The organism is Vibrio sp. YIC-376 (assembly GCF_052353105.1).
In the GTDB taxonomy this organism is placed as follows: Bacteria; Pseudomonadota; Gammaproteobacteria; order Enterobacterales; family Vibrionaceae; genus Vibrio.
On record NZ_JBBWFK010000009.1, the window covers coordinates 48,084 to 70,909 of the forward strand.

At 43.5% G+C, this 22,826-nt stretch carries 20 protein-coding genes; 9 read left to right on the forward strand and 11 right to left on the reverse strand.

Annotated elements, in window-relative coordinates; all coding sequences use genetic code 11:
* Positions 1–213: 213 nt before the first annotated feature.
* From WJM94_RS17120 to WJM94_RS17130, 3 genes are all read right to left on the reverse strand, one after another.
* On the reverse strand, positions 214–1,764 hold the full coding sequence (locus WJM94_RS17120; protein WP_444495407.1) for a hypothetical protein: 1,551 nt from the start codon (positions 1,762–1,764) through the stop codon (positions 214–216).
* A 287-nt stretch (positions 1,765–2,051) separates the two neighbouring features.
* Positions 2,052–2,795 (reverse strand): peptidoglycan-binding protein, encoded by a 744-nt coding sequence (locus WJM94_RS17125; protein ID WP_444495408.1) that lies wholly within the window; start codon positions 2,793–2,795, stop codon positions 2,052–2,054.
* Between the two features lie 408 nt (positions 2,796–3,203).
* On the reverse strand, positions 3,204–4,775 hold the full coding sequence (locus WJM94_RS17130; RefSeq protein ID WP_444495409.1) for a phospholipase effector Tle1 domain-containing protein: 1,572 nt from the start codon (positions 4,773–4,775) through the stop codon (positions 3,204–3,206).
* Between the two features lie 315 nt (positions 4,776–5,090).
* On the opposite strand from WJM94_RS17130, the gene WJM94_RS17135 reads away from it, so the two are divergent.
* Positions 5,091–6,107 (forward strand): branched-chain amino acid aminotransferase, encoded by a 1,017-nt coding sequence (locus WJM94_RS17135; protein ID WP_444495410.1) that lies wholly within the window; start codon positions 5,091–5,093, stop codon positions 6,105–6,107.
* Between the two features lie 17 nt (positions 6,108–6,124).
* Positions 6,125–7,051, forward strand: coding sequence for a ketopantoate reductase family protein (locus WJM94_RS17140; RefSeq protein ID WP_444495411.1), 927 nt, complete (start codon positions 6,125–6,127; stop codon positions 7,049–7,051).
* Positions 7,052–7,206: 155 nt separating this feature from the next.
* Here WJM94_RS17140 and WJM94_RS17145 read toward each other — a convergent pair whose 3' ends face one another.
* The 3 genes from WJM94_RS17145 to WJM94_RS17155 form a co-directional block, all read right to left on the reverse strand.
* A complete protein-coding gene (locus WJM94_RS17145) occupies positions 7,207–8,118 on the reverse strand; it encodes a dienelactone hydrolase family protein (protein ID WP_444495412.1) in 912 nt (303 codons plus the stop codon).
* Between the two features lie 214 nt (positions 8,119–8,332).
* Complete coding sequence (locus tag WJM94_RS17150; protein WP_444495413.1) at positions 8,333–9,283, reverse strand: glycosyl transferase family protein; 951 nt, start codon at positions 9,281–9,283, stop codon at positions 8,333–8,335.
* A 187-nt stretch (positions 9,284–9,470) separates the two neighbouring features.
* Positions 9,471–9,596 carry a hypothetical protein gene (locus WJM94_RS17155; RefSeq protein WP_444495414.1) on the reverse strand — a complete coding sequence of 42 codons (126 nt, stop codon included), beginning with the start codon at positions 9,594–9,596 and terminating at the stop codon, positions 9,471–9,473.
* Between the two features lie 714 nt (positions 9,597–10,310).
* On the opposite strand from WJM94_RS17155, the gene WJM94_RS17160 reads away from it, so the two are divergent.
* Complete coding sequence (locus tag WJM94_RS17160) at positions 10,311–11,564, forward strand: aromatic amino acid transport family protein (RefSeq protein WP_444495415.1); 1,254 nt, start codon at positions 10,311–10,313, stop codon at positions 11,562–11,564.
* A 441-nt stretch (positions 11,565–12,005) separates the two neighbouring features.
* Here WJM94_RS17160 and WJM94_RS17165 read toward each other — a convergent pair whose 3' ends face one another.
* Positions 12,006–12,935, reverse strand: coding sequence for an SRPBCC family protein (locus WJM94_RS17165; RefSeq protein ID WP_444495416.1), 930 nt, complete (start codon positions 12,933–12,935; stop codon positions 12,006–12,008).
* A gap of 214 nt (positions 12,936–13,149) precedes the next feature.
* Between WJM94_RS17165 and WJM94_RS17170 the strand changes: the two genes are divergently transcribed.
* Positions 13,150–13,431 (forward strand): hypothetical protein, encoded by a 282-nt coding sequence (locus tag WJM94_RS17170; protein WP_444495417.1) that lies wholly within the window; start codon positions 13,150–13,152, stop codon positions 13,429–13,431.
* A gap of 102 nt (positions 13,432–13,533) precedes the next feature.
* On the opposite strand, the gene WJM94_RS17175 is transcribed toward WJM94_RS17170, so the two are convergent.
* Positions 13,534–14,589, reverse strand: coding sequence for a Preprotein translocase subunit SecY (locus WJM94_RS17175; protein ID WP_444495418.1), 1,056 nt, complete (start codon positions 14,587–14,589; stop codon positions 13,534–13,536).
* A gap of 380 nt (positions 14,590–14,969) precedes the next feature.
* Between WJM94_RS17175 and WJM94_RS17180 the strand changes: the two genes are divergently transcribed.
* Complete coding sequence (locus tag WJM94_RS17180) at positions 14,970–15,431, forward strand: hypothetical protein (RefSeq protein WP_444495419.1); 462 nt, start codon at positions 14,970–14,972, stop codon at positions 15,429–15,431.
* 92 nt (positions 15,432–15,523) lie between these two features.
* Positions 15,524–15,997 (forward strand): copper chaperone PCu(A)C, encoded by a 474-nt coding sequence (locus WJM94_RS17185; protein ID WP_444495420.1) that lies wholly within the window; start codon positions 15,524–15,526, stop codon positions 15,995–15,997.
* Between the two features lie 150 nt (positions 15,998–16,147).
* Here WJM94_RS17185 and yegD read toward each other — a convergent pair whose 3' ends face one another.
* The 3 genes from yegD to WJM94_RS17200 all read right to left on the reverse strand — a co-directional run bounded on the left by yegD (position 16,148) and on the right by WJM94_RS17200 (position 18,914).
* The gene (gene yegD / locus WJM94_RS17190; protein WP_444495421.1) at positions 16,148–17,500 is read right to left on the reverse strand and encodes a molecular chaperone; all 1,353 of its coding nucleotides are present in this window, start codon (positions 17,498–17,500) and stop codon (positions 16,148–16,150) included.
* Between the two features lie 72 nt (positions 17,501–17,572).
* Entirely contained in the window at positions 17,573–18,199 is a 627-nt protein-coding gene (locus WJM94_RS17195) for a hypothetical protein (protein WP_444495422.1), read from the reverse strand.
* 394 nt (positions 18,200–18,593) lie between these two features.
* On the reverse strand, positions 18,594–18,914 hold the full coding sequence (locus tag WJM94_RS17200) for a DOPA 4,5-dioxygenase family protein (protein WP_444495423.1): 321 nt from the start codon (positions 18,912–18,914) through the stop codon (positions 18,594–18,596).
* A 656-nt stretch (positions 18,915–19,570) separates the two neighbouring features.
* On the opposite strand from WJM94_RS17200, the gene pdhA reads away from it, so the two are divergent.
* From pdhA to WJM94_RS17215, 3 genes are read left to right on the forward strand one after another with little or no spacing between them, the layout of a single operon-like run.
* Positions 19,571–20,665 carry a pyruvate dehydrogenase (acetyl-transferring) E1 component subunit alpha gene (pdhA, locus tag WJM94_RS17205; RefSeq protein ID WP_444495546.1) on the forward strand — a complete coding sequence of 365 codons (1,095 nt, stop codon included), beginning with the start codon at positions 19,571–19,573 and terminating at the stop codon, positions 20,663–20,665.
* Entirely contained in the window at positions 20,658–21,641 is a 984-nt protein-coding gene (locus tag WJM94_RS17210) for an alpha-ketoacid dehydrogenase subunit beta (protein WP_444495424.1), read from the forward strand. Before pdhA ends, WJM94_RS17210 begins: the two co-directional genes overlap by 8 nt.
* A complete protein-coding gene (locus WJM94_RS17215; protein WP_444495425.1) occupies positions 21,638–22,801 on the forward strand; it encodes a dihydrolipoamide acetyltransferase family protein in 1,164 nt (387 codons plus the stop codon). Before WJM94_RS17210 ends, WJM94_RS17215 begins: the two co-directional genes overlap by 4 nt.
* The last annotated feature ends 25 nt before the right edge of the window (positions 22,802–22,826 follow it).

A 22,826-nucleotide genomic window follows, 5' to 3' on the forward strand; every position in this document is an offset into this window, starting at 1 on the left:
TCCTTATCTACCAATATAGTTTCAGCCAACACAAAACTCATATGAATAGCTACAATATTCTAACAACAAGTATTGTCCCAGATAGGCCACTGGGCAAATGGTGAACATATTCAATCACTCGACAATTGACGCCCTACCTCGTCAATTCTGATAATAAATCAATATGATAGCGGTTTAGTGTTCGAAGCTGAACTCAATATATGAGCTACGCTTTTAGTCCGCGTAGATTATGATCAGCACGATAAGAACAGCGCTGATCAATGCCATTCCATTGCGGAGCCATTGGACAATATCTGTGGTTCGTACTAGCCATAAGGGAAGCGATCTATCTCCATCTTGTGGCTCATCTTGCTCTCGACTAGGTACCGTTACGACTAGTATTCCCTTTCCAAACGTAGCCCTGAACCAAGCCATTAGCTTTCGCCAGTCTTTGATTAAGGGAGGCAGTGATTTGAGCATACTTGAAGTAGCAGCGAGTAAAACGGTAAAGTACGAAATTAATATAGCGGTGAGCATAGCCTCATTGCCAGAATCCCAGAAATTTTGATCATGAGTGATAACCAGTAAGTAAACGCCACTTACAGCCTCTATAATTGAACGCCAGAAAAGTTGTATGTGAGAGAGGATACCTGGTAACAGTAGTAACACCCCCACTAAGGAGACGACTCCTTTCAATGATTGAGAGCTGAGCAGGACATTAGCGCGACTCAGTAATTTTCGGCCTGCCATTGCGATAACGATGAGTGCTACAAGGAACATCAACACATATATTAGGCCCTCGGGTGATTCGAGACCGTCTGCCCCCCAAACTGATATCACGCAAATTAAGCCAAACAGGACATAAGCGGTCCAATGCCATGGATACCACTTTGTATCGATTCCCCTTAGATGATCGGCGATATGAGTACCTAGTACAGCAAAGCCAAAGGCGGTAAAAGGTGTACCAATGTCCGCGTTGTATAGTTCCATAGCTGGGCCAGCCAATTCAGAAGCAAACGCGATTAAGGTGACAATGGCGGCTCCACGAAATCGAAAACGCAGTCCTGCGAATAAAGAGGCTAAAGGCATCGCATAAACACTACCAACCGGTGTAAGTTGGCTGACAAAATACATCCAATCACTATTAGATTGTCGGAGCAGTGACCAAACCGGGTATGCAGCCCATAGTGTTACTAAGGCTGCGAGTGTAATTCGAGGCCATTTTTGGAAGAGCGAGCTCCGACTTCGTTCATCCGATATTCCCGAAACATAACTGCCAGCGAAGTACCAACCCAGACCCGTAAATAAATCAGCAAGCGTATTGAGCAGGTAATGTACCCGGCTCCAGTCTTGGATGAGTTCAAGCACAATCCCCAGGAGAGTCACACTGGATAATGTTATTGCCACCAAAACAAAGCGCTTTCGTGACAAGCCAAACAAAAACAGCAGGAAATACAGAACTGGGAGCAGCGATAACGTAACGGTAATGTGTAATCCATTGTTCAACTCTTCGTGAGCAATCAGAACGAAAAGTGGCAGTAATGCGAAACCTGCAAAAAAACCGAGTGATGGTTTAGGCTCTATCGCCAGTTCTTTAAGTGAATACTTTGAAGCAGCAATCCCAGCCGTAACGACAGAGAGTATATAAATATCCAAATCCGGCGGAAATGCACCAATTGCCAAACCGAACCCGACAGGTAGCAAGATACCACCTAAAGCTACTGCGACCACACCAGACCATCCATAGCGAAAGCCAGTGTAAATGGCAACAGGAATACAGAGCATGCCTGCATAGATTCCGACAGTCCCAAATAAGGGAAATGAAAAGGAAAGTAGAAGGAAAACTGCTATAAGAGGGTAATATCCCATTAAGCTAACCCCGTATAATATATCCCACTATTTGTCTAGCATAATAAAAACATAATTGGTCAATATGAAATATCTGTCATCGCGTTTTTTAAAAATCCAAAACTCATTTCAAGATAGAATAATAACAATAAAGGTAATAAATACTTGATTACATTTTGAATTAATTTAACACCAAATCACTCATGACTATCTAGCCGAACAACTTATAACTTTCTTAGAAATCCCTTGGCAATTTCTGAAATTTCATGAGCTTTATCACTACCATTAATACACCGTCTTGCTCCAATAAAGTCTGTTTTCGTTTCATTAATGTAATCTGCTATTTTTCGCCCTGTAAAAGTACCTGTTTTAAAACCATGAATTAAAACAAATAGCGCTATATTAGGCCGCATCGCTATATCGGGATCTTCCACCATATCGACATCAAGCAATTGAGAATATGTCTCGTAGTTATTCTTCCAAGTAAGTTGTACAAACCCCCTTCCATAAAATGGGAAATATCTAAGATTTTTTTGTCGCCATTTCTCACTGAGCCAATATGCTTCCTTAACGGGCATAAAGGTTTGGTTGGTCTCCCACTGTGTGGTCGCTAATACATAGGCTTTCTGTGTATCTAAATCTAAACCCTGCAACATGCATTCACGCTTAATAGCCTCTATGACGCCATCTTTACTCGTAAAATCATATGAATCATCCGCTGTGATACCAGATAATTTTACCTGCAAGCGTTCAACAGATTCTTTACCGATCAAATCAGGGTTACCGGGCAGTTCATCCGTTTTAAATTCCGCCCAGGCGTTTCGTGTTTTGGGGCCAATTAAGCCATCAACGCTTCCTACTGGATATCCGAGAATACATAGAGCCTTCTGTAACTCTTCAACTTGTTTTTCAGTGAGTTCACTGATAGGTAATGGACCTTGTATAGAAAGTAACTCCGCGATTTTCATTGTGATAACCCTCTAATACCTAATTAGAAATTTATATACAATTCAACCAACTGCAGTTAAATACAATTACATTTAACGATAATAAAAATAATACATATAATTTTAGTCTACTAGTTGAATACTTTACTAATTTTATATGGATATTTGAGGCTCAATTTAATTAACTAGTTAATTTTCCTTTAAAATAAAAAATTAGAAAATTTAAGCATTTAAAACGTCAGAAATAAAACAACAACAAGCAAATATATGAAACTTAACGTTTTAACAATGTACGGTGCATTATCTATGTGTAAAATCCTAACTCTAAAATATTTTATATAGTGTTAAATAAACTAGAAGGGCTTGGTATTACAATAAGATGTTCGCAACAAAGCCCTACTCTATTGATATATATGAAATTAGAGCGTTTTATTTGACCTTCTCTATTCTGACCCTAAGGCTGCCACTATTGTTACCATATTTAAATTTCAGGTCGTTAGCGAAGAACTGCAACTCTCCCGTTTTGGTTACTTGATAGTGTCCATTTTGCCCCACAGCTTTTGCGGTATCATCGTCGCTATCAACAACAGCACAGAGCGTAAACCAGTCAGCACTTGGCACTCTGCGTAACCCTTTCATCGCTCTGATTGGAAGTTCTGCAAGCCCAAGTTGTACCTGATCACAGTTCCAACCATTACCGTCACAGCTGATTTCTTTTCCGTCATGCCACCTATCGCCATCATTTACCTTTATATGGTACTCCTCTCCTTTCTTAGCCACTATTCCAGTAAAGTTATAGTACCGATCTGCATCTATAATCCGCTCTGCAGATTGACCGACTTTTAGCTCTTCCCAATTTACGGCGGCATAATGAATGTGCTGCGTGTAGCTTGGGCAGTCGACAGGAGGATTAATGAAATCGTACCAAAGATAGTGGCGCTTATTCATTAAAGACTTAGGGCGGTAGTCATCATCTCGGTGTAATCGCTCAGCAACGGCATAGTGAATAACGGGAAACAATTCATCATTGATTTTGTCATGATCTATGACACAACAACGTCTATCGTCTAAGGTTATCCAATCAACTACTGGCCATCGGTCTTGCTGATGATTCTTGCCCAACGAGTTTGGGTTACGTTGTAAATCATCAAGGCCTATCATTCCTTTTAACCGCTCAGGGCAAGCGTTATCGATTTCTGCTTGGCTCGGCATCTTAAAATGTATTAACGGAAGGGAGTGATTCTTAGACATATGCTCTATCCATTTCATGGCATGGCTCAGAGTCACGTCTGATAACCCATCGCGGTAATATCCCCCGCCAACATCTGAATGTGCACCAGCAAACCAAATTTCATGAATTCTTTCGTGGTCGTGGTTCATTAAAGTTGGCTGAAACGCGCGACGTTTATCGTCGAGGCTGACCAAATGGATGGCCTGATTAACAATGTGTGAGAGTGTACAGCCATATTCAAATACTACGTCGTAATCAGGTCGGCTTGCGCTACTTAAGTTCGGTAAACCAATACTGGCTACCGTGTCGAATACACACAGAAAAACAAATGGCTCGGTATCAGATGTTACTTCAGGATGCTCTTTCGCAATAAGACCAACAAAACGGCGGGCTAATGCTGCCCCTCGAGAAAAACCGGTCGCGAGGACAATATCTCCCTTTTTATAGTTCTGATAAAAGTCTGCCTTTGCCTTGTTCAGGATTGAAGCGACGTCACTTTTCTCCAATGCTAAACCTTGATTGATTGCTCGTTTTACCCAACTACCATTAGTGCCAACGCCTTGGTAGTAAAAACAATGATCTATGGGCTTTAGATATGATTGTCCATAATGCTCACCACTACGAAAAAGATTGCCTCCCATCATCAAGTGAAGTTTGAGAATATTGCTAATATTGTCATCTTCTTGCTTTGCTTTATATTTAACTTCTTGCTGCGCACCTTCCGGCTCATTACCTGTACCATCGAAGTTAAAAACGAGAAAAGATCCCATAAGTCTCCTCCTTACTTTTTAGGGGAACCGACTTAACTATAGATCTCTCTATAAATTTGACTTGAGAGTAGGTTCTAAATAGCTTAAAAAGAAGGAACGCTCTGACCAACACTTTTGCGTGACACTGATAACACTCTGATTGAAAAATCTTTATACTGATTTTAAGACGATCGGTGGTCAATCTAACCGCACTTGATCGAACTCAATCGTTACCTGTTAGTGAACGTGACACTGGTAAAGAACATACAATGCAGATATGCACATTACACATGGCAGACCTATCTGCTTCATAATTTTATAAAGAAGGGAGTCATAATGGCGGCTTTTGGTACAGTGTTCATGCCTAAGATGGCATTAGCAACATTTGAAAATAATCAATGGACTGACACTCAGATCGTATCAAGCGATAGTATTTCGCTACATCCCGGCGCTCACGTATTGCATTACTCCAGTACTTGCTTTGAAGGCTTAAAAGCATTTCGCCATGAAGATGGCAGCGTACACGTTTTTCGAATGGATCAAAACGTTGAGCGCTTTGCTCAAAGTAGTAAGCTACTTTCTCTGCCTGAGATTGATAAAGAACAAGTATCAAAAATGATCGTTGATGTTGTTTCTGAATTCGCATCAGAGGTTCCTACACCTCCTGGCTCAATGTACATTCGTCCGACTCACATTGGTACAGAAGCAGCTGTAGGCAAAGCGGCAGCACCATCTCTCTCATCAATGCTCTATATCTTGCTTTCACCAGTAGGCGATTATTTCGCTGGCGGTGCTCATGCATTGCGTTTACTGCTAGATGAAACAGGTCAGCGTTGTGCCCCACACATGGGTATGATCAAAAGTGGCGGTAACTATGCCAGCGCTTTAGCTCCAACATTGGAAGCAAAACAAAAGTATCAGGCGGACCAAGTGCTGTTCTGTCCAAACGGTTACATTACTGAAACGGGTGCGGCAAACTTTCTGCTAGTTGACGGTAACGAAATCATTACTAAAGCACTAGACTCGAGCTTCCTGCACGGTGTTACACGCGCAAGTATCCTGACTCTTGCTAAAGATCTGGGTATGACAGTATCAGAACGTGAAGTATCCGTTGAAGAGTTACTAGAACGTGCTGCTAAACCGGGTGTAGAAGCGATGCTTTCTGGCACTGCGGCGGTATTGACGTCTGTGGGTACGTTAATTCACAACGGTCAGGACTTTAAGGTGGGTTCGGGTGAAATGGGTCCAATCGCCCAAAAACTACGTCAAGCACTGAACGATATTCAGTGGGGTAAAGCACCTGATACTCACAATTGGCTAACTAAGATTGCTGATGGCCCATCAAATCAGTAATTGAGCGGAGACGAGCCATGAAAATAGCCATCATTGGGTCAGGTGCCATGGGTTGCTTATACGGAGCGTATTTAAGTAAAAATCATGATATTTACATGATTGACGCTCAGGAAACTCAGGTACAGGCTATCCGGGAATCTGGTATAACGATTCAACAAATGAACGGAAAGACGGTTGTTTTCCCTAACATCAATGCTTTTGTTTCTGGCGAGTGTCACCATGAAGTAGATATGATCATCCTTTTTGTGAAATCTACTTATACCGACATTGCACTAGAACAAAATAAAGACCTGTTCAACGATTCTACTGTGGTTGTCACCCTGCAAAATGGTGCAGGTAACGACAGAAAGATAGAAAAATACGCATCCCAGAAAAATATCATTATCGGAACGAGTAAGCACAATGCGGTTAACCTTGGTAACGGGACAATTAAACATCCCGCAGCAGGTATCACCACTATAGGCAGTAATCACGATGCCAACTCAGTTGTCGATATCGTTGCTGATGTTTTGAGAGAGGCGAATCTTGAAGTTGAAGTCGCTGATGATATTCAACGCATCATTTGGAGTAAGCTGCTGGTTAACTTGTCAATAAATACATTTACCGCTATTACTCAAACACCTATCGGTTACATGATTCAAAATCAGTATGCTTGGGATTTTGCAAAACGATTAGTGTATGAAGCGATAGAAGTTGCGGAAGCTGACGGAACCTATTTCGACCGCCGCGAAGCGTTAAACATGGTGAAATCAGTCTGCGAAACCGCAGGAGATGGTTATTCATCCATGTATCAGGACAGAAAAAACCATGTAAAAATGGAAATTGATGCTATTAATGGCGCGATCGTAGAGCAAGCAAAATTGTACGGTGTTCCTACACCTTACAATACTCTGATAGTCGATTTAATTCATGCAATTGAAGGGGCTTACGATTTGTATGATTAGGCTTGCCTATAAATACGAACGTGTAAATACTTTGCTCGTCACTGTATCATAGAGTTCCAAAAACAAAGGCCAGTTTACACTGGCCTTAATTTTTTCCTTCCGTTATACCAATCATAGTCACCTGCTCTACATCGATATCAAATCTAAAAAAATAGCTAAGCTAGGTGTTCACGAAAAAACGTAATCGTACGATCCCACGCTAAAGCGGCTTCTTCAGGGGCGTAACGACCAGTAGAGTCATTATGGAATCCATGATTAACGTTCTCATACATGAACGCAGTATAATTTACGCCATTCACTTTAAGCTCTTGCTCATAGGCAGGCCAAGTGTCATTGACGCGTTGATCAAGCCCGGCAAAATGAAGCATCAAAGGGCCTTTGACGTGTTTACGAATCGACTCTTCTGCTGGTGTCCCATAAAAAGGTACGCCCGCATCGAGTTTGTCAGGCATAACCGCAGCAAGCATATTGACGATGTAACCACCAAAGCAAAACCCCACCGCACCAAGTTTACCGGTACTGTGTTCATACTGCTTAAGGAAGTTTGCCGCCGCAATAAAATCCTGCTCAATCTTGGCTCTGTCCATCGTTTTCTGCATCTCTCGGCCATCATCATCATTGCCGGGATAGCCTCCAAGAGGATAAAGCGCATCGGGAGCAAAAGCGATAAAACCATCTTTTGCCAAACGTCTTGCTACATCTTTGATATAAGGGTTTAACCCTCTATTTTCATGAATTACTAAGACCGTTGGAGACTTGATGGTTTTTTTATTAGGCATTACCAGATAGCCGCTCCCCTCACCGTGTCCAGAAGGGGAAGGAAAGGTTTGATAGGTCGCTTTGATGTCGGGATCGTTGAAAGAAACTTGTTCCGCTAGAGCGTAGTTAGGAGTCAATGCTTCAAGCAGTGCTGTCACACTAAAACCTAAAACGGCCAGACCGCCAATTCGATTAATAAACTCTCTGCGCGATATCTTGCCGTGAGCGTATTCGTCATACCAGTCAAATGCCTCTTGGGGGATAGGATGCGAGACCGTTTCACCGAAAGAAGTGTGCTTTAGAACCATTATCCTTGTCCTCTGTTGCGTTTTGAAAGCTGAGTTAACCCCCTTAATAGCTATTTAATAGGCATTATTTAAAACACGTTCGCCATAAGGGGAATTATGAAGCTGATAAGTAGCCAACAAACCACTAATCAATCTAAACAAACAATAGATAAAGGATTCGAATTTAACAATTTAAATACAAAAGATTACTAACGCGAGTAATTAAAATGAGCACTCACCCTCTTACATACTCCTCCCAGAAAGAAAACGCACGTTCATAGGCTTTTTCTCGATCTAGCAACTCGGCAAAAAGCACAACGGTCATCGTTGCGAGCACCGTATTGGCCATCTGTGTTAAGTCATCTTCTGCAGTCTCAAAAGGACACGTTTCCGGCATCGGTACTTCTGAGAGCATTTGCTCTGTCCAGTAATGCGAAGTGACGCCACTGGTTTGACTTAACCATACAGTTTGGCTCACTTTAGGATTGTATTCAGACTCACCAGACTGACCTTTGAAAGATACGACGGCATGACGAGTCTGACCAATCTCATGCTCTACTTCAGCATGGAGTTGCTGGAACCCCGGATGAAAACTGCCACGAATGCCTATCTCCGCTTGTCCGGGATTGAGTGCACGAACAACTGTGTTGATTGGTGTTCTTAGCCCATAACGGTTTTTCCAGCCAATCATCTTTTCAGCCTGAGGTGCAAATACACTCAGAGGAAGATAAACAATATTCTGAGTTTCCAGTACACGCTTCGCTTCTTCTGTCGATTGCGCTTTTACTATGCCAAATTTGTCCAGATAGTCCTCTGCATGCAAACGTCCAGACTGACGATCATGGTAACCATGCAACAACACTTTATACCCGTTATCAGACAGAATTTTTGCCGCAAGAAGATGCCATGGCTCCCCCGCTGCTTTACGCTTTCCAGCATAACAAGGCCAGTCAATATCAGCACCGATAGCGGGCATACGCGACTGGAATGCTTTAACAAAGCCTGCAATTTCTTGCTGTGTTTCATTCTGTACACGAATGAGCATCAGCAGCATTGCCATTTGGTCGTCATCAAACTCATCATTTAAGTACTCGTCCATAACCCGATAGGCTTGTTCAAAGTTAAGAGGCTTTCTACCTCGCTCTCCACGACCTACCGTTCTGATACATTCCTGAATGCTGCTCATATTCCCTCTAATTCCGCGACTGACTCTACGGTGTTTAATAACTCTTCTCTTAGTTTTACCACGTCTCCCATCACAATCAATACTGGGTTGATTCCTTTCAGTTTAGTTGTGAGATTATTGAGCAGATTCAGTGTCGATATTCGCACTGCCCACGCCCCCATTCATGAACCTAATCATTAGGATGTCCTTAATGGTAGTTACTCTGACACATACGTATCATTTTTAGACTCTCAGCCAATGCTGCGTCTTTCATGCACGACAATCTGGAATTTTGGGGATAACGTCGGTCACCAATGATTTCTTGAGAATTCACTTCTAAGCCACATCCAACACCACAATAAGGACAAGTGCTTTTTTGTATCCTTGTGACATCTCGCCTCCTGCCGTTTTCGGCCGTCCCGTTAACAAACAAAAAAAAACCTCTCCCGAATCGAGAGAGGCTGCACTGCCTTAAACGCTGTTAGTACATATATAACAAAAAAGTAATACCCTATCCCGCTTCTCCGCCTGCTAAGGAGAGCGGCGCATCGAGTTAACGATGAACAATTATTACATTGCAATCGAAGTGCCAACTTTTATATTCCTTACATATCAATACGTTGCAATATATGGGTATTTTTACACTCCATTTAGTCGCACTGATAATGTGCAAATGGAATTCATTTTCGTGCAGAATTGCTCAACTGGCACCATAAGCAACCTTGTTAGTAAGCATCAAAAAGTTATCACTATTACCCTAAGAGGATAGATTTTCAAATCCAGAAATATGTTATGGGTATAGCCTATTCCTCTTTGATTAAAGTTTAATCACAAAATCAAAAACTATAAATTCATTAAAAATAAGATAATAGTTTCAATTTGAAAATCTAAAATAGATATAATCAACTGGTTTTTGAAAATATTCATGGTTTGAAAAGTTACGATATTGCCTTTTTAACAGTATGATTCACCACCTTTCTCATGTGATCAGAATCACTAATAAATGTACCATCTGCCATATTATTTATTACACAAAGGCAATTCTTAAGTGAAAGAGTCTCAAAAATCCTTAAGTTCTAGCAAGTTAAACACAGCTACCTGGTCGAAACATGATACACATTGGGTATTGAGTTTATTTGGCACTGCTGTTGGTGCCGGCATTCTATTCCTGCCAATCAATCTAGGTATTGGTGGTTTTTGGCCTTTAGTGACAATGGCTATCCTCGCTTTCCCGATGACATACTTGGCACACCGTGGCTTAGCACGATTTGTCCTTTCTTCAAAAATTAAAAATGCCGATTTTACGGATGTGGTAGAAGAGCATTTTGGTCCGAAAGCAGGACGTTCAATTTCTTTACTTTATTTTCTTTCCATTTTCCCGATCCTTTTGATCTATGGTGTGGGTATTACTAACACGGTTGATAGCTTTATGCTCAATCAGGCTGGTATGGAATCCCTGCCTCGACCTCTGCTTTCCGGCGTTCTGGTTTTTGGTTTGATTTCAATTATGATGGCTGGAGAGAAAGTAATGCTGCGTGCATTTGCCGTTATGGTTTACCCATTGGTTGCTATCCTTGCCTTGCTATCGTTTTATTTGATACCGAACTGGACTGCACCGGTGTTAAACGCGCCTGAAGCCGCATCTTTTGCAAACACCATGTGGTTAGCAATACCTGTTGTCATTTTTTCTTTTAGCCACGCTGCGGCCATTTCCAGTTTTGCTAACGTACAGCGCCGTCACTACAGGAAAGATGCAGAATTCAAAGCTGAGCGCATTCTGCATCGCACAAGCATTATGCTGATTGCGTTTGTACTGCTGTTTGTCTTCTCATGTGTTTTAGCACTTTCCCCCCAGCAGCTTGCCGAAGCAAAAGCCCAGAATGTATCGGTTCTTTCCTATCTGGCGAATGCCACGGAAAACCCATTCATCGCAACACTAGGGCCTTTAGTCGCATTTGTAGCTATTACTTCGTCATTTCTCGGTCACTTTTTGGGAGCAAGAGAAAGCCTGAACGGTTTACTTACAAAGAATTCAAACTTGCCACAGCGCCGAGCTGATATGGTAACCGTTGTAGTGCTGTTTTTGTCGATTTGGATTGCGGCCATTCTGAACCCAAGCATACTGGGCATGATGGAGGCACTTTCTGGACCTGTAATCGCGATGATCTTATTTATCATGCCAATGATTGCGGTATACAAAATAGAAGCTCTGAAGCAATATCGTGGAAAACTTTCCACTTACTTTGTACTAATGACGGGTGTTGTTGCGGTGAGTGCTTTGGTTTTTAGCTTGTTAAGCTAATTTGCTTTGAATTTTTGTTACTTTCAGGGGAATACCTTATATAAACTTAAGGTAATTCCCTGAATATTGCCTCGTTTTCAATGTAGATACTGATGCTCTACAACTCTGTTAAAGAAGAGTGAAAACACCCGCCATCATTAGCAATGATGCGATACAAGTACGACTAATGATGCCGAAGTGCGAAGGTTGAATCATTTCATTATGCATATGTAATCTCCTATTCCCTGTCTAAAGCCGCTTTTTGCGGCTTAATAACACTATGTCCAATATAAAGTTTCTTGGCAACCCATGGGAATATTAAATATTTATGACAATTAGTTGTACATTTAAATATTGAGACACATAGTGTGATTTATGTCACATTTAATTGTTGTTAAAAGAATAAATAGTGTTTTTGAACATACTCATTAACGACTAGTCATCCACCAACTCGAACTTAAGTTACTTTTCGAAAAGAATGACCTCAGTACGAAGTTCTGCCTGTTCTGTCTGTTCTGAGCTATTTAAGTAGCGCTCAATTCCAAGCGGTGAAGTCTTCACCTTAATGCCACTATGACGGGTTAAGTTCATTGCCAGTGCCCAAGCGTTTCCCAGCAGTTGATACTCTCCACGATGTTCTACCACAAACGTATCACACTCACGTATCGTGCCTGAAACAAACCCTTCTGGTGCAGTAACCTCCGTCTCTAATGGCAGACAAGTGATAAATTCGAACTGACCAGTATTCACATCGATTGATTGGTAGTAGCAAAACAGTTCGCCGTTCACTGGCAAGTTTTCGCTAGCGGCTAACTCTCTCAATCGCTCCATATGTTCGCTCAAGATAGAACCCAGTTGGGGAATAATGCCAGAGCCTCTGATACCGACATAATGGATGGTTGGTTGCTTGCGATTAGATATCTCCACGAGTTCTGACAGAACTTGCCCTGTTTCTAATTGGCTTTTGAGCATCCTAAGTCCCCGATCAAAATCCATCTCGATGATCGACTTAGATAAGCTCTTAGCAAAAAATAGATACCAAGGCACAGATGAATGCATTTGCCACTCGACCAAACAACCATTTTGTGACGGCGTCACTATAAAGGTAACTTTACCATGACTTTTCATCGGGCGGAAAAAGTGGAGCTCCATATCCAACCGATGTTCTTGAGTACTTTCTAATACAACGGATCCCGCGCCTATGCGTTTACCGTCCCATTCATAAGCCGCTCCGACATGCCCTTGTTCACCGAGATAGTCGAGTTCACAACCCGGCTCGAGAATGACCCATGGCGACCATACTGGCCAGTTTTTAAAATCCTTAAGATAGTCGATGATCTCTTTTTGAGATTTGTCGATTTCAATACTTCGGCTGACCATATAAGCAAGCATATTCACTCCTTGAATTTCCCCTTCGCTATATTCAGTCTACTGCAAATTCCAATTTTTTCTTGTTTCACTGGAGGTTAGGAATAACTTTGCTTTCAGGTCATAGGTATATAACTCGCACGCCACTAAGCTGAATCGCAAAACAACTTTATTGCCTAACAAATTCACTCAACTCAATTACACTTTATCTATATTTTCAGCCCACCGGGGGACAGCAATGAAAAAACGTAACTTAGCTCTACTTCTGCTTCTTTTTGGCTCAACAGCTACTTTTGCAGGAGTTTTGGATCCAGACTGTGATGCAGAGAAGGCAGCTAAAGCCGCAGCAACAAAAGCGGTAGTTGGTGTTGGCGGTCGTTGTACACCGAAAGAAGCATTAAAAGATACGGCAGCTGATAAGATTCCAGACGACGGGCTTGCAGGCAAAGCCGTAGATGCTGTCACTCCGGAGAAAGAAAAGAAAACGGTGAAAGATGTCACTAAAAAGTTGAGTAATTAACCTGTCGAACCTTCACCAGCTCTATTCCCAACCCACAGATAACAAAAGAGCGTCAACCGACGCTCTTTATTTTATGAAATTGCTCAGAAGATATGATACTAGTTATGCCGCTGCTTTTTCACCAATCCAGTGGTAATGGTGGTTAGCTTTCTTCCCAACCAGTCCTTGCTCAGCGAGCGTTTCAAATACCGTATCAACTTCTTCAGCGGATAATTTAAACTGCTTTGCTACCGCTTTTTTAGTGCAGGTTATCTGACGCGTACAGAGCGCATCGCTAACCTGATCCAAAAGAGGTTTTGGCTCATCAGGTTCTTTAGCTTCTTCAACTGGCTGCGATTGAACCACTAGTTCTTGCTGTTCTTTAATGTGAGGAAGATAACCAACTGGTTCTGGCTCAATATCGCGAATTCGTTCTAACCTAACACCTTCGTGACGACGATAGAAATGACGGAAACGTTGCTCTTCACCAATTAAGCCAACAAAAAAGGCAGCAAAGAAATCAAGTAAAATTGATAGGAACACTACCAACCCAAGCTGAGCCTGCTGAGAGGTCGTCCCGAATGCATTCGCTAAGCTGTCAATCAATCCTATCACCGAACCCTGAGTTACTGGTGGTAGACTGTCACGCTCCATCGCTAATCGTTGTTGCTCTTCACGTAGCGCATTATTCTGCTCTTGGATACGGGTTACCCCTGTGGCGATACGCTCCATCTCTATGTATTTCTGAGCAGCAATATTATTGAGTTCAATTTGCTGATCGATGGATGCGATCTGACGATTGAACGCCTCAACTTTCGCCTGTTCAACTGAGATATGGCTTTGTGCACTGTTAGTCGCACTGTTTATGCCACCAACACTTCCGCCGATGGAGATCACAGCAAGCACAGAGTAAAACACTAATGCGGTAACCGCACCGGTGTAGTTTCTGTGTGCACGGCGCTCACCATACTCGTACCACGCATAAAATTTGCCAGCTTCAAAAATGATTGCCAGACCACCAAACAAGGTCTGCATCATTGGGTCTTCGTCAATAGACAAAAAAAGCAAAAGTGAAAAAATGGTCGACGCTAAAATAGCCGCGCCAGTGAATGCGTAAACACTCACCATAGCAAATCGGCCTTTAGGGTATCGAAATTCGATCTGTTGTTCGTATTTCATTGGAGAATTTCTTAAGAATGCGCCCCCTACATTCAAATAAGGACACGCTCAGGCATATACAAAGGGGTAAGAGAATACCGTATCCTTTATTAAATTACTGTCATAATTCCGTTAATGGCAAACAAGTGCGGAATAGATGTTCAGTTTGACTTGATATCCTGCAAATCTAGCACGTAATTTCATCAGCACTTTGACCTAAAACCAAAGCCTACAACGCGTTGAAAATTAGCGTTGGTCAGTAATTGTGCTCGCTCGCGAATGTAACGCGGAAAAATAATACAAACCAACTACACTTGTATCACTTTTTATAAATCTCACCGTTACATACGTAAGGTTATTTGTTAGTATTCTGCGCCGACTCAATCCAGACCCCAAACCGCATGGAAACCAGCCACGTACAGCATCGAACTCAACGAATAGCAGCTCTAGCGATCATTATCGCGGTGTTGTTTCAGCTGTATCTTGCTTCCACTGCTGTCATGAACCCAACTCAAGTCCATAGCAAAAACTGGCTTAATGAGATTCAGAACGAACAAGTGCTGCTGTGTACCGCAGACGGATTCAAATGGGTCGACATCAATACACTGATTACAGCTAACAGTGATGCTTCATCAGAGTTTATTGATGGCCTTCATTTACATGATGGTTTCCAATTTGAGTGTCCTCTGCTCCAATCAGTGCAGTTCTTCTTGTTGGTCGGTATTGGGTTCTATCTGGCCACTATTCATTGGTTACGACGTGTCAAAAGCTCGCTAACTCTGTACCAGTTTACTCAATGCGGTAAGCTCGTTTACAAGCATGTCGCACCAAAGCAATCTCCTCCGTGTACTTTTCCTGCCTGAGCTCATATTGATCAATCAGGTTTAAAAATAACAATAACCCCAAACCCATTACTGGATGAGGGGAGCCCATTATTTTCAAAAGGAAAACACACATGCTTAAACAGATTAAAACCCTTGTTACCACTCTTGTTGCTTTAATTGCTAGCCCAATGAGCCTTGCTCACGAATATGAGGCAGGCAATATCCAAATTGCTCACCCATGGAGCCGTGAAGCACCACCGAATGCACCTGTTATTGGCGGCTTCTTACAGCTTAATAACCATGGTGATAAGGAAGACGCATTGATCGCAGCGGAAAGCCCTGTCGCAGGACGTATCGAACTGCACAATCACATTATGGAAGACGGTGTGATGAAGATGGTTAAGGTCGATGAAATTACTGTCCCAGCAAACGATACTGTGGCACTGGAGCCAGGAAGTTTTCACTTGATGATTTTTAACCCGACGCAGACTCCGAAAAAAGGTGACCGTTTCCCTGTGACGCTTACGTTTAAAAAGGCAGGTAAAGTGGAAGTAGAAATGGCGGTAGAAAGCAAAGATCACATGGAAAAACACATGAGCCATTAATCACTCGGCAGATTAATGATAAAAATAGCCCGACCATTTGGCCGGGCTATTTTTTATACTACACACTCTAAATATGTCATTTCAGATCTCAAAGGCGAGAGAGAACCTCAAAAGCACAAGCGGAAGCATTACCCTGTAACTTAATGTTTCTTACTTGAAACACACCTCAGCCCAACGTGCTAACCCTGCGGTAACGGAGCCGAAATAGTTACCACTGACCACAGGAATATTCGGTAGCACTGTCTGTACCGCATCGCGCAGAATTGGTGAGCGAGCCGAGCCGCCCGTCATAAAGATCGCGTCTGGTTTCACACCCGCCTGCTCTACGGCTTCGGTGACTAACGCCGTCATCTTATTTTTCGGCGACTGAATGGCTTCTATCATGTCATTACGCTGGACATCCACCTCGATTAACTCCGACAGTAAGTTAATACCAACACGGTACGAATCCTGATCCGAGAGCGCTACTTTCGCCTCTTCAGCGCGTCGAACAATGTTGTAACCCAAAGACTCATGATAAACCTCAAGTAAGCGTGCAAGCTTGTTTGGTTCTTGCGCCTGTTTGTGTAGCAGTTTTAATGCCGCCAGGTTTTCACGAGAATAGAAGTCACTCTGAGCTTCTACATTGTTAATCGCAATTGGATTCCAGAACTGAGTGGTTGGCATAACAATGCCCGATTCCATTTTGCTTTCCATGCCAAACGGAAACATCAGTTGTTTAAAGGCCAGAGCAATATCCAAATCGTTTCCGCCAATACGCTGACCGCTGTGTGCGAGCAAACTCGCCGTTCTGTCCGCTTTACCAGCCCATGATGGCCCCATCTGAATCAGCGAGCAGTCCGTTGTACCACCACCGATATCGACCACGAGAACCGTCTTATCTTCGGTCAATGTCGCTTCATATTCTAAGCCAGCGGCCACTGGTTCGAACTGGAACTCTACATTTTTGAAACCAGCCCGCTTGGCCGCCTTCAAAAGAATACCTTCCGCCTGAATGTTGGCTTTATCGCCACCGCGGCCATGGAAGTTAATTGGCCGACCTATTACTGCATCGGTAATCGTCTGCTGAGCGTCATTTTCTGCCTGTGACTTGATGTTATCCATCATGGCGCAGACCAGATCTTCAAAGAAGGCTATTTGGACGTCACGTAAGCCAGATGCCCCTAAAAAAGACTTCGGTGATTTCACGTAGTATATGTCGCGAGGATCTTCTAAATAACGATTAAGAGCTGCTTGACCAAAATCGATGTCTTCAGGCTCCAGTTCGATACTCTCTTCTCGGTTTAAATTAATCGCGCGGCGAAGAACTTGTTCTCCAACCTGATCTAACGGTTTGATATCTCGATGACGAAATAGATGTTCAGACACCGACTCACGAGTCGGAGCCGCAAGTGTGGAGGGAATGTAAGGGTTACTCTCTTCAAGCTTTAGCAACACTGGCTCACCTGATTCCATTTTTGCCACTGAACAGTTTGCAGTGCCATAGTCAAAGCCGATATACATGGATCCTCCCACTGACGAAAAAAGGTCGGCAATGCTAACTCAACGATGCATGAATTACTACTGTACAGGGCTTTATTCTTTTCCTTTAGGTTCCTTTTTCCTCGACGGTAGTGCGAAAACGACCAGCAAAGCCAAAATAAAAAAAATAGGCGTGAGTTTTAGCCCTTGCCAGATGGAATAACTATCATGGAACAACCAGAAAATACCGACCGTCAGCAAATACGCAAAGTAACTACAGAACACTAAACTGATCGCGGCAAATCGTGCCCGATTAATGATTAAAATACGAACCAGATATTGGCTAAGAATACCGGCACAATGCATCGCAAGTTGCCAATTAATCACAAAGAACGCCAAGGCTACGAATCCAGCCACCAGCATGGCATCATAGGTATTGATTTCAAAGTAGCTACCAAATCGGCTAATAATGAAATGGTATTCGCCCTCGTAAACGGTTGACCATGAAATCGCATTAGCTGCTGCAACGAAGTTAGCGAAGTATGCAATAGCATAAAAAGAGGTCTGGGAACTGAATGGCTGGAAAACTTCAGAACGGTAACCCTGCCACTCTTCCTTATTATCTGTGGGGCCAACCCAATTACGCTCTCTGTCTGGCGCTGGCTCTTCGAACGCTGGACCATTGCGAAATAGCAACCAAAAAATATACAGTGCAAGTACGACCAGGAGTATTGTCAACATACCCTTCCCCCTCTTAGTTAAGTCGATTTCACTGCCAATGGTGCTGGGTTCGTAAACTTCACTTCCCTTTTATTATCAACAATTCGCAGATGTAATCTGCATCAGGCAATACATTGGTGTTATCAGATTTTTATCCGTTACACCTGTGTACAAACGTGACTATATTTCCGTTACCTCCGACAAATACACAACTCAATGTGTAATGAGATGCGGTATAGCGAAAACTCTTGTAGGTTTAGCACAAAACAGGCAGGAATGCCGCTGATAGGAGATACGGAAAGTACGGTAAGCCTAGCTGAAATATTTGAGCCTGAACTAGATTCTCTATCCTAGTCCAAGCTCTAGAATCGCTAGTAATGGTTACTAAACAAGCAAAGCATCTGCTAAAAAGACGCTACTTTCCCAATTTTTCTTCAAACACGCCCAACTCACGCCCAAGCCAGATAGCATGCTCCGTATAGTCGAGTCGCTCTTGCTCACTCACCGGTCGAATAAGCACCGAAAAGTCACCACGAATGATATCTAACCAAGCGATGAACTCTTCGCTAATCGACTCGAGATGTATCTCAAACATCGGCATTTTGTGGGGGCCTTGCAACTGGCCGACTAAAGGACAAACACGCAGAACATCCTGACGTTCTTGACGAATGATCTCATTTAACGCTTGTGCTTTATCTTGCTGTCGCAATGGGAAATAAACGTGGGCGCGATACATAACTTCTCCATAATGCACTCTATCTATACACAAAAGCTCAGTTTTCACCGTGAGGTTCTTGAGTATAGCGATCTAAATAATCCGTTGTCCTGCTAACGCAAGTTGTTGGAATAGAAACTACTTCACTGTGCCGCAACACTACCTTGAATCCTTTCCATAGGGAAGAAATTACCCACTCCCGGGCTCCTCAGCTATCAAGTTTCAATAATAATGGTTCAGTTTGTTAAATTTTACAGCCTAATATTGTTACAAATAGTAGCCAATATTTAGTGATTACCTTCAGAAATCAAAATCCCGCCCTCAAAAAACCAGCATATAACTCTATAAAACCTTGGTGTAAGCAAAACTTTACTGTTGGATAAAAGTCAAATTAAAGCATAATTTAACATTTTGTTTACACTTACTATGTCTGGTTATACCAAGATCTAATCAAAGGGTTAGGCGCTCAGTAGCAGTATCGCTAGCGCTTTGTGTTTCAACCAAACACAGCTTTGTTAAAGGAATAAATGACTGAAAGGATGATAACGGTCATTAACAAACGCAACCTGAGGCATAACCTTTTACGCTGATATCAAAGTTTGAGTACCCATACAAACTTTGGTTTGATAATGAACAGCTGCAGTCCAAAAGACCCGCAGCGTCAAAAGGAGCTTGAGATGAACGTTCAGGCATTACCCATGCACCGGTTTATCGACCATCATGGGCACCTAGTCAGCCAACTACCCAACTGGGCTGACATAGAAACATTGGTCGGGTTTTACCGAGACATGGTATTAACTCGTACCTATGATAACAAAGCCGTTGCTCTGCAACGCACAGGTAAATTAGGAACCTATCCTTCTCATCTTGGCTCTGAAGCTATTGGGATCGCAGTCGGCCGTGCACTTAAAGCCGACGATGTATTCGTGCCTTATTATCGCGACATGCCTGCTATGTGGTGTCGTGGTATTGGTATGGAAAAAAATCTTCAATACTGGGGTGGTGATGAGCGCGGTAGCGATTTCGCACCAGAAGGTAGCCCTATTCCAAGTCGAGACCTGCCATTTTGTGTGCCTATAGCGACTCAATGCACACACGCAGTGGGTGTTGCTTCCGCACTGAAGATTCAAGGCAACCACGAAGCGGCCTTGGTCATGTGTGGCGACGGTGGTACCTCAAAAGGCGACTTCCTGGAATCCATCAACTGTGCAGGTGCGTGGAATATCCCTCTCGTATTTGTTGTCAACAACAACCAGTGGGCGATTTCTGTCCCTCGTAGCCTCCAATGTGCCGCTGAGTTTTTATCTGAAAAAGCAAAAGGCGCTGGTATTCCTGGCATTACCGTCGATGGCAATGATGTTGTAGCCATTTTTGACGCCACCGTGAAAGCGCTTGAAAGAGCAAGAAAAGGTAAAGGTGCGACACTGATAGAAGCCGTCAGCTATCGTCTTAGCGATCACACGACGGCTGATGATGCGACGCGTTACCGTAATGCAGATGAGGTTCAGACCGCATGGCAGTTTGAACCTGTAAGTCGACTCAAAACCTTCTTGATCAACCAAGGTGCCTGGAGTGATGAGCAAGAACAACAGTTACTTGCTGAGTGCAAGGAACAAGTCGAGTTAGCCGTAAAACGTTACTTGAACATGCCAGAGCAGGCTCCGGAGTCTGGCTTTGATTATCTTTATGAGTCTCTTCCTCATGAATTGCATTCACAAAGAGATGAACTCATCAACAAGGCAATGCGAATGCAGGGAGGCAAACATGGCTGAACTCACGTTAGTTGAAGCAGTAAACCTCGCACTGCATCATGAAATGGAACACGACCCAAGCGTAGTCGTCCTTGGTGAGGACGTCGGCGAAAATGGGGGCGTATTCCGTGCTACAGTAGGACTCAAACAGAAATATGGATTGAAGCGAGTCATTGATACACCGTTAGCAGAAGCCCTGATCGGCGGTGTAGCGGTTGGGATGGCAACCCAAGGTTTACGTCCGGTTGCGGAATTCCAATTCCAAGGCTTCGTCTTCCCTGCAATGGAACATTTAGTGTGCCATGCAGCACGAATGAGAAACCGCACTCGCGGTCGTCTTAGCTGCCCGGCAGTATTTCGTGCACCATTTGGTGGTGGTATTCACGCGCCTGAGCATCACTCAGAAAGTGTGGAAGCACTTTTCGCTCATACGCCGGGGCTCAAAGTCGTCGTTCCTTCGTCGCCTCAACGCGCATACGGCCTACTGCTAGCCGCGATTCGCAGTAATGATCCGGTCATGTTCTTTGAGCCAAAAAGAATCTACCGCACTGTGAAATCTGAAGTCATCGATAACGGAGAAGCCTTACCTCTGGATACTTGTTTTACGCTACGTAAAGGCCGCGATATCACATTGGTCACCTGGGGTGCGTGTGTCGTAGAGTCCTTACAAGCGGCTCAGACATTGTCAAAACAAGGCATTGAAGTAGAAGTTCTAGATCTCGCCAGTATCAAGCCTATCGATACAGCAACTATCTTCCGTTCACTGGAAAAAACCGGACGCCTGCTCGTGGTTCACGAAGCGAGTAAAACATGCGGTGTCGGCTCTGAGCTATTAGCTCGTACCGCTGAACACGCGATGTGTTTATTAAAAGCACCACCTAAACGGGTTACTGGAATGGATACCATCATGCCTTACTATCGTAACGAAGATTATTTCTTAGTTCAGGAAGAAGATATTGTGAATGCAGCACGCGAGCTCGTGGAGGATTGGAAATGAAGAAGTTTAACTTACCCGACCTCGGCGAAGGTCTCGCTGAGTCAGAAATCGTAAAATGGCACATAAGTGTGGGTGACATGGTCGATGTAGATCAAGTCATCCTGACGGTCGAGACTGCAAAAGCAACAGTAGATGTTCCTGCACCTTACGCTGGCAGAGTAGTCAGCCGCCATGGTGAAGAAGGCGATATCGTCAACATTGGTGCTTTACTTCTTGAAATCGATGAGAGCGGCGCGGAACATCAGCCATCCTCTGAGAAGAAAAAGGTTGAGCAAAGACAGACTGCAGACGCCGCCACGGTTGTAGGTAACGTGTCACAAAAAGCACAAAACGTAAGCGTCGACGACTTCTGGGTTGGAAGCACCGACGGTACATTGAACAACAACCTAATCACTGCTCTGCCTTCTGCTCGCTTGCTCGCGAAGAAACTCGGTGTGGATTTAAATGCGATAGCTGGTAGCGGGCCAAATGGTTTGATCATCGATTCCGACATCTATGATGAAGCAGGTAAGCAACGTCCGGGGACTGAGGTACTCAAAGGTGCACGTCGTACTATGGTTTCTGCCATGGCGGAGTCTCACCACAACGTTGCTTCTGTTACCATCACCGAAGAAGCATTGCTTGAAAACTGGGGACCAACGGAAGACATCAGTATTCGTTTGGTTCAGGCTATCGTCCATGCTTGTCAGGAAGAGCCTGCATTAAACGCGTGGTTTGATGCAGAAACCATGACACGTTGTGTTCATACTACCGTTAACCTCGGTGTCGCTGTCGACAGTCGTCATGGCTTGTATGTTCCGGTTCTGCGTCACGCCGACGAGTATGAACCAAAAGACGTTCGTCGTTGGCTCGATCAAACCGTAGAACGTATTCGCGAAAGGAAGATCAATCGTGAAGATTTGCAACATGCAACCATTACGCTGTCTAACTTCGGCGCAATTGGTGGCATATTTGCAACACCCGTCGTTTCACCTCCTCAAGTCGCGATTGTCGGAGCAGGTCGCATCATTGAACGCGTAGTAATTAGAGATGGAAAAGCGATCGCGGTTAAAGTCATGCCGTTATCAATCACTTTTGATCACCGTGCATGTACGGGTGGCGAAGCAGCAAGGTTTACCAAAGTGCTGGCTGAGCATCTTCAGAGAGCAAGTACTAAATAACTTTTAATCAAGTTCAGAGGCTTCC

Bases quoted from the DNA above. Each gene is read 5' to 3' on its own strand.
- WJM94_RS17120 (WP_444495407.1), bottom strand. From the start codon at position 1,764: ATGCTCTGTATTCCTGTTGCCATTTACACTGGCTTTCGCTATGGATGG.
- WJM94_RS17125 (WP_444495408.1), bottom strand. From the start codon at position 2,795: ATGAAAATCGCGGAGTTACTTTCTATACAAGGTCCATTACCTATCAGT.
- WJM94_RS17130 (WP_444495409.1), bottom strand. From the start codon at position 4,775: ATGGGATCTTTTCTCGTTTTTAACTTCGATGGTACAGGTAATGAGCCG.
- WJM94_RS17135 (WP_444495410.1), top strand. From the start codon at position 5,091: ATGGCGGCTTTTGGTACAGTGTTCATGCCTAAGATGGCATTAGCAACA.
- WJM94_RS17140 (WP_444495411.1), top strand. From the start codon at position 6,125: ATGAAAATAGCCATCATTGGGTCAGGTGCCATGGGTTGCTTATACGGA.
- WJM94_RS17145 (WP_444495412.1), bottom strand. From the start codon at position 8,118: ATGGTTCTAAAGCACACTTCTTTCGGTGAAACGGTCTCGCATCCTATC.
- WJM94_RS17150 (WP_444495413.1), bottom strand. From the start codon at position 9,283: ATGAGCAGCATTCAGGAATGTATCAGAACGGTAGGTCGTGGAGAGCGA.
- WJM94_RS17165 (WP_444495416.1), bottom strand. From the start codon at position 12,935: ATGCTTGCTTATATGGTCAGCCGAAGTATTGAAATCGACAAATCTCAA.
- WJM94_RS17170 (WP_444495417.1), top strand. From the start codon at position 13,150: ATGAAAAAACGTAACTTAGCTCTACTTCTGCTTCTTTTTGGCTCAACA.
- WJM94_RS17175 (WP_444495418.1), bottom strand. From the start codon at position 14,589: ATGAAATACGAACAACAGATCGAATTTCGATACCCTAAAGGCCGATTT.
- WJM94_RS17180 (WP_444495419.1), top strand. From the start codon at position 14,970: ATGGAAACCAGCCACGTACAGCATCGAACTCAACGAATAGCAGCTCTA.
- WJM94_RS17185 (WP_444495420.1), top strand. From the start codon at position 15,524: ATGCTTAAACAGATTAAAACCCTTGTTACCACTCTTGTTGCTTTAATT.
- yegD (WP_444495421.1), bottom strand. From the start codon at position 17,500: ATGTATATCGGCTTTGACTATGGCACTGCAAACTGTTCAGTGGCAAAA.
- WJM94_RS17195 (WP_444495422.1), bottom strand. From the start codon at position 18,199: ATGTTGACAATACTCCTGGTCGTACTTGCACTGTATATTTTTTGGTTG.
- WJM94_RS17200 (WP_444495423.1), bottom strand. From the start codon at position 18,914: ATGTATCGCGCCCACGTTTATTTCCCATTGCGACAGCAAGATAAAGCA.
- pdhA (WP_444495546.1), top strand. From the start codon at position 19,571: ATGAACGTTCAGGCATTACCCATGCACCGGTTTATCGACCATCATGGG.
- WJM94_RS17210 (WP_444495424.1), top strand. From the start codon at position 20,658: ATGGCTGAACTCACGTTAGTTGAAGCAGTAAACCTCGCACTGCATCAT.
- WJM94_RS17215 (WP_444495425.1), top strand. From the start codon at position 21,638: ATGAAGAAGTTTAACTTACCCGACCTCGGCGAAGGTCTCGCTGAGTCA.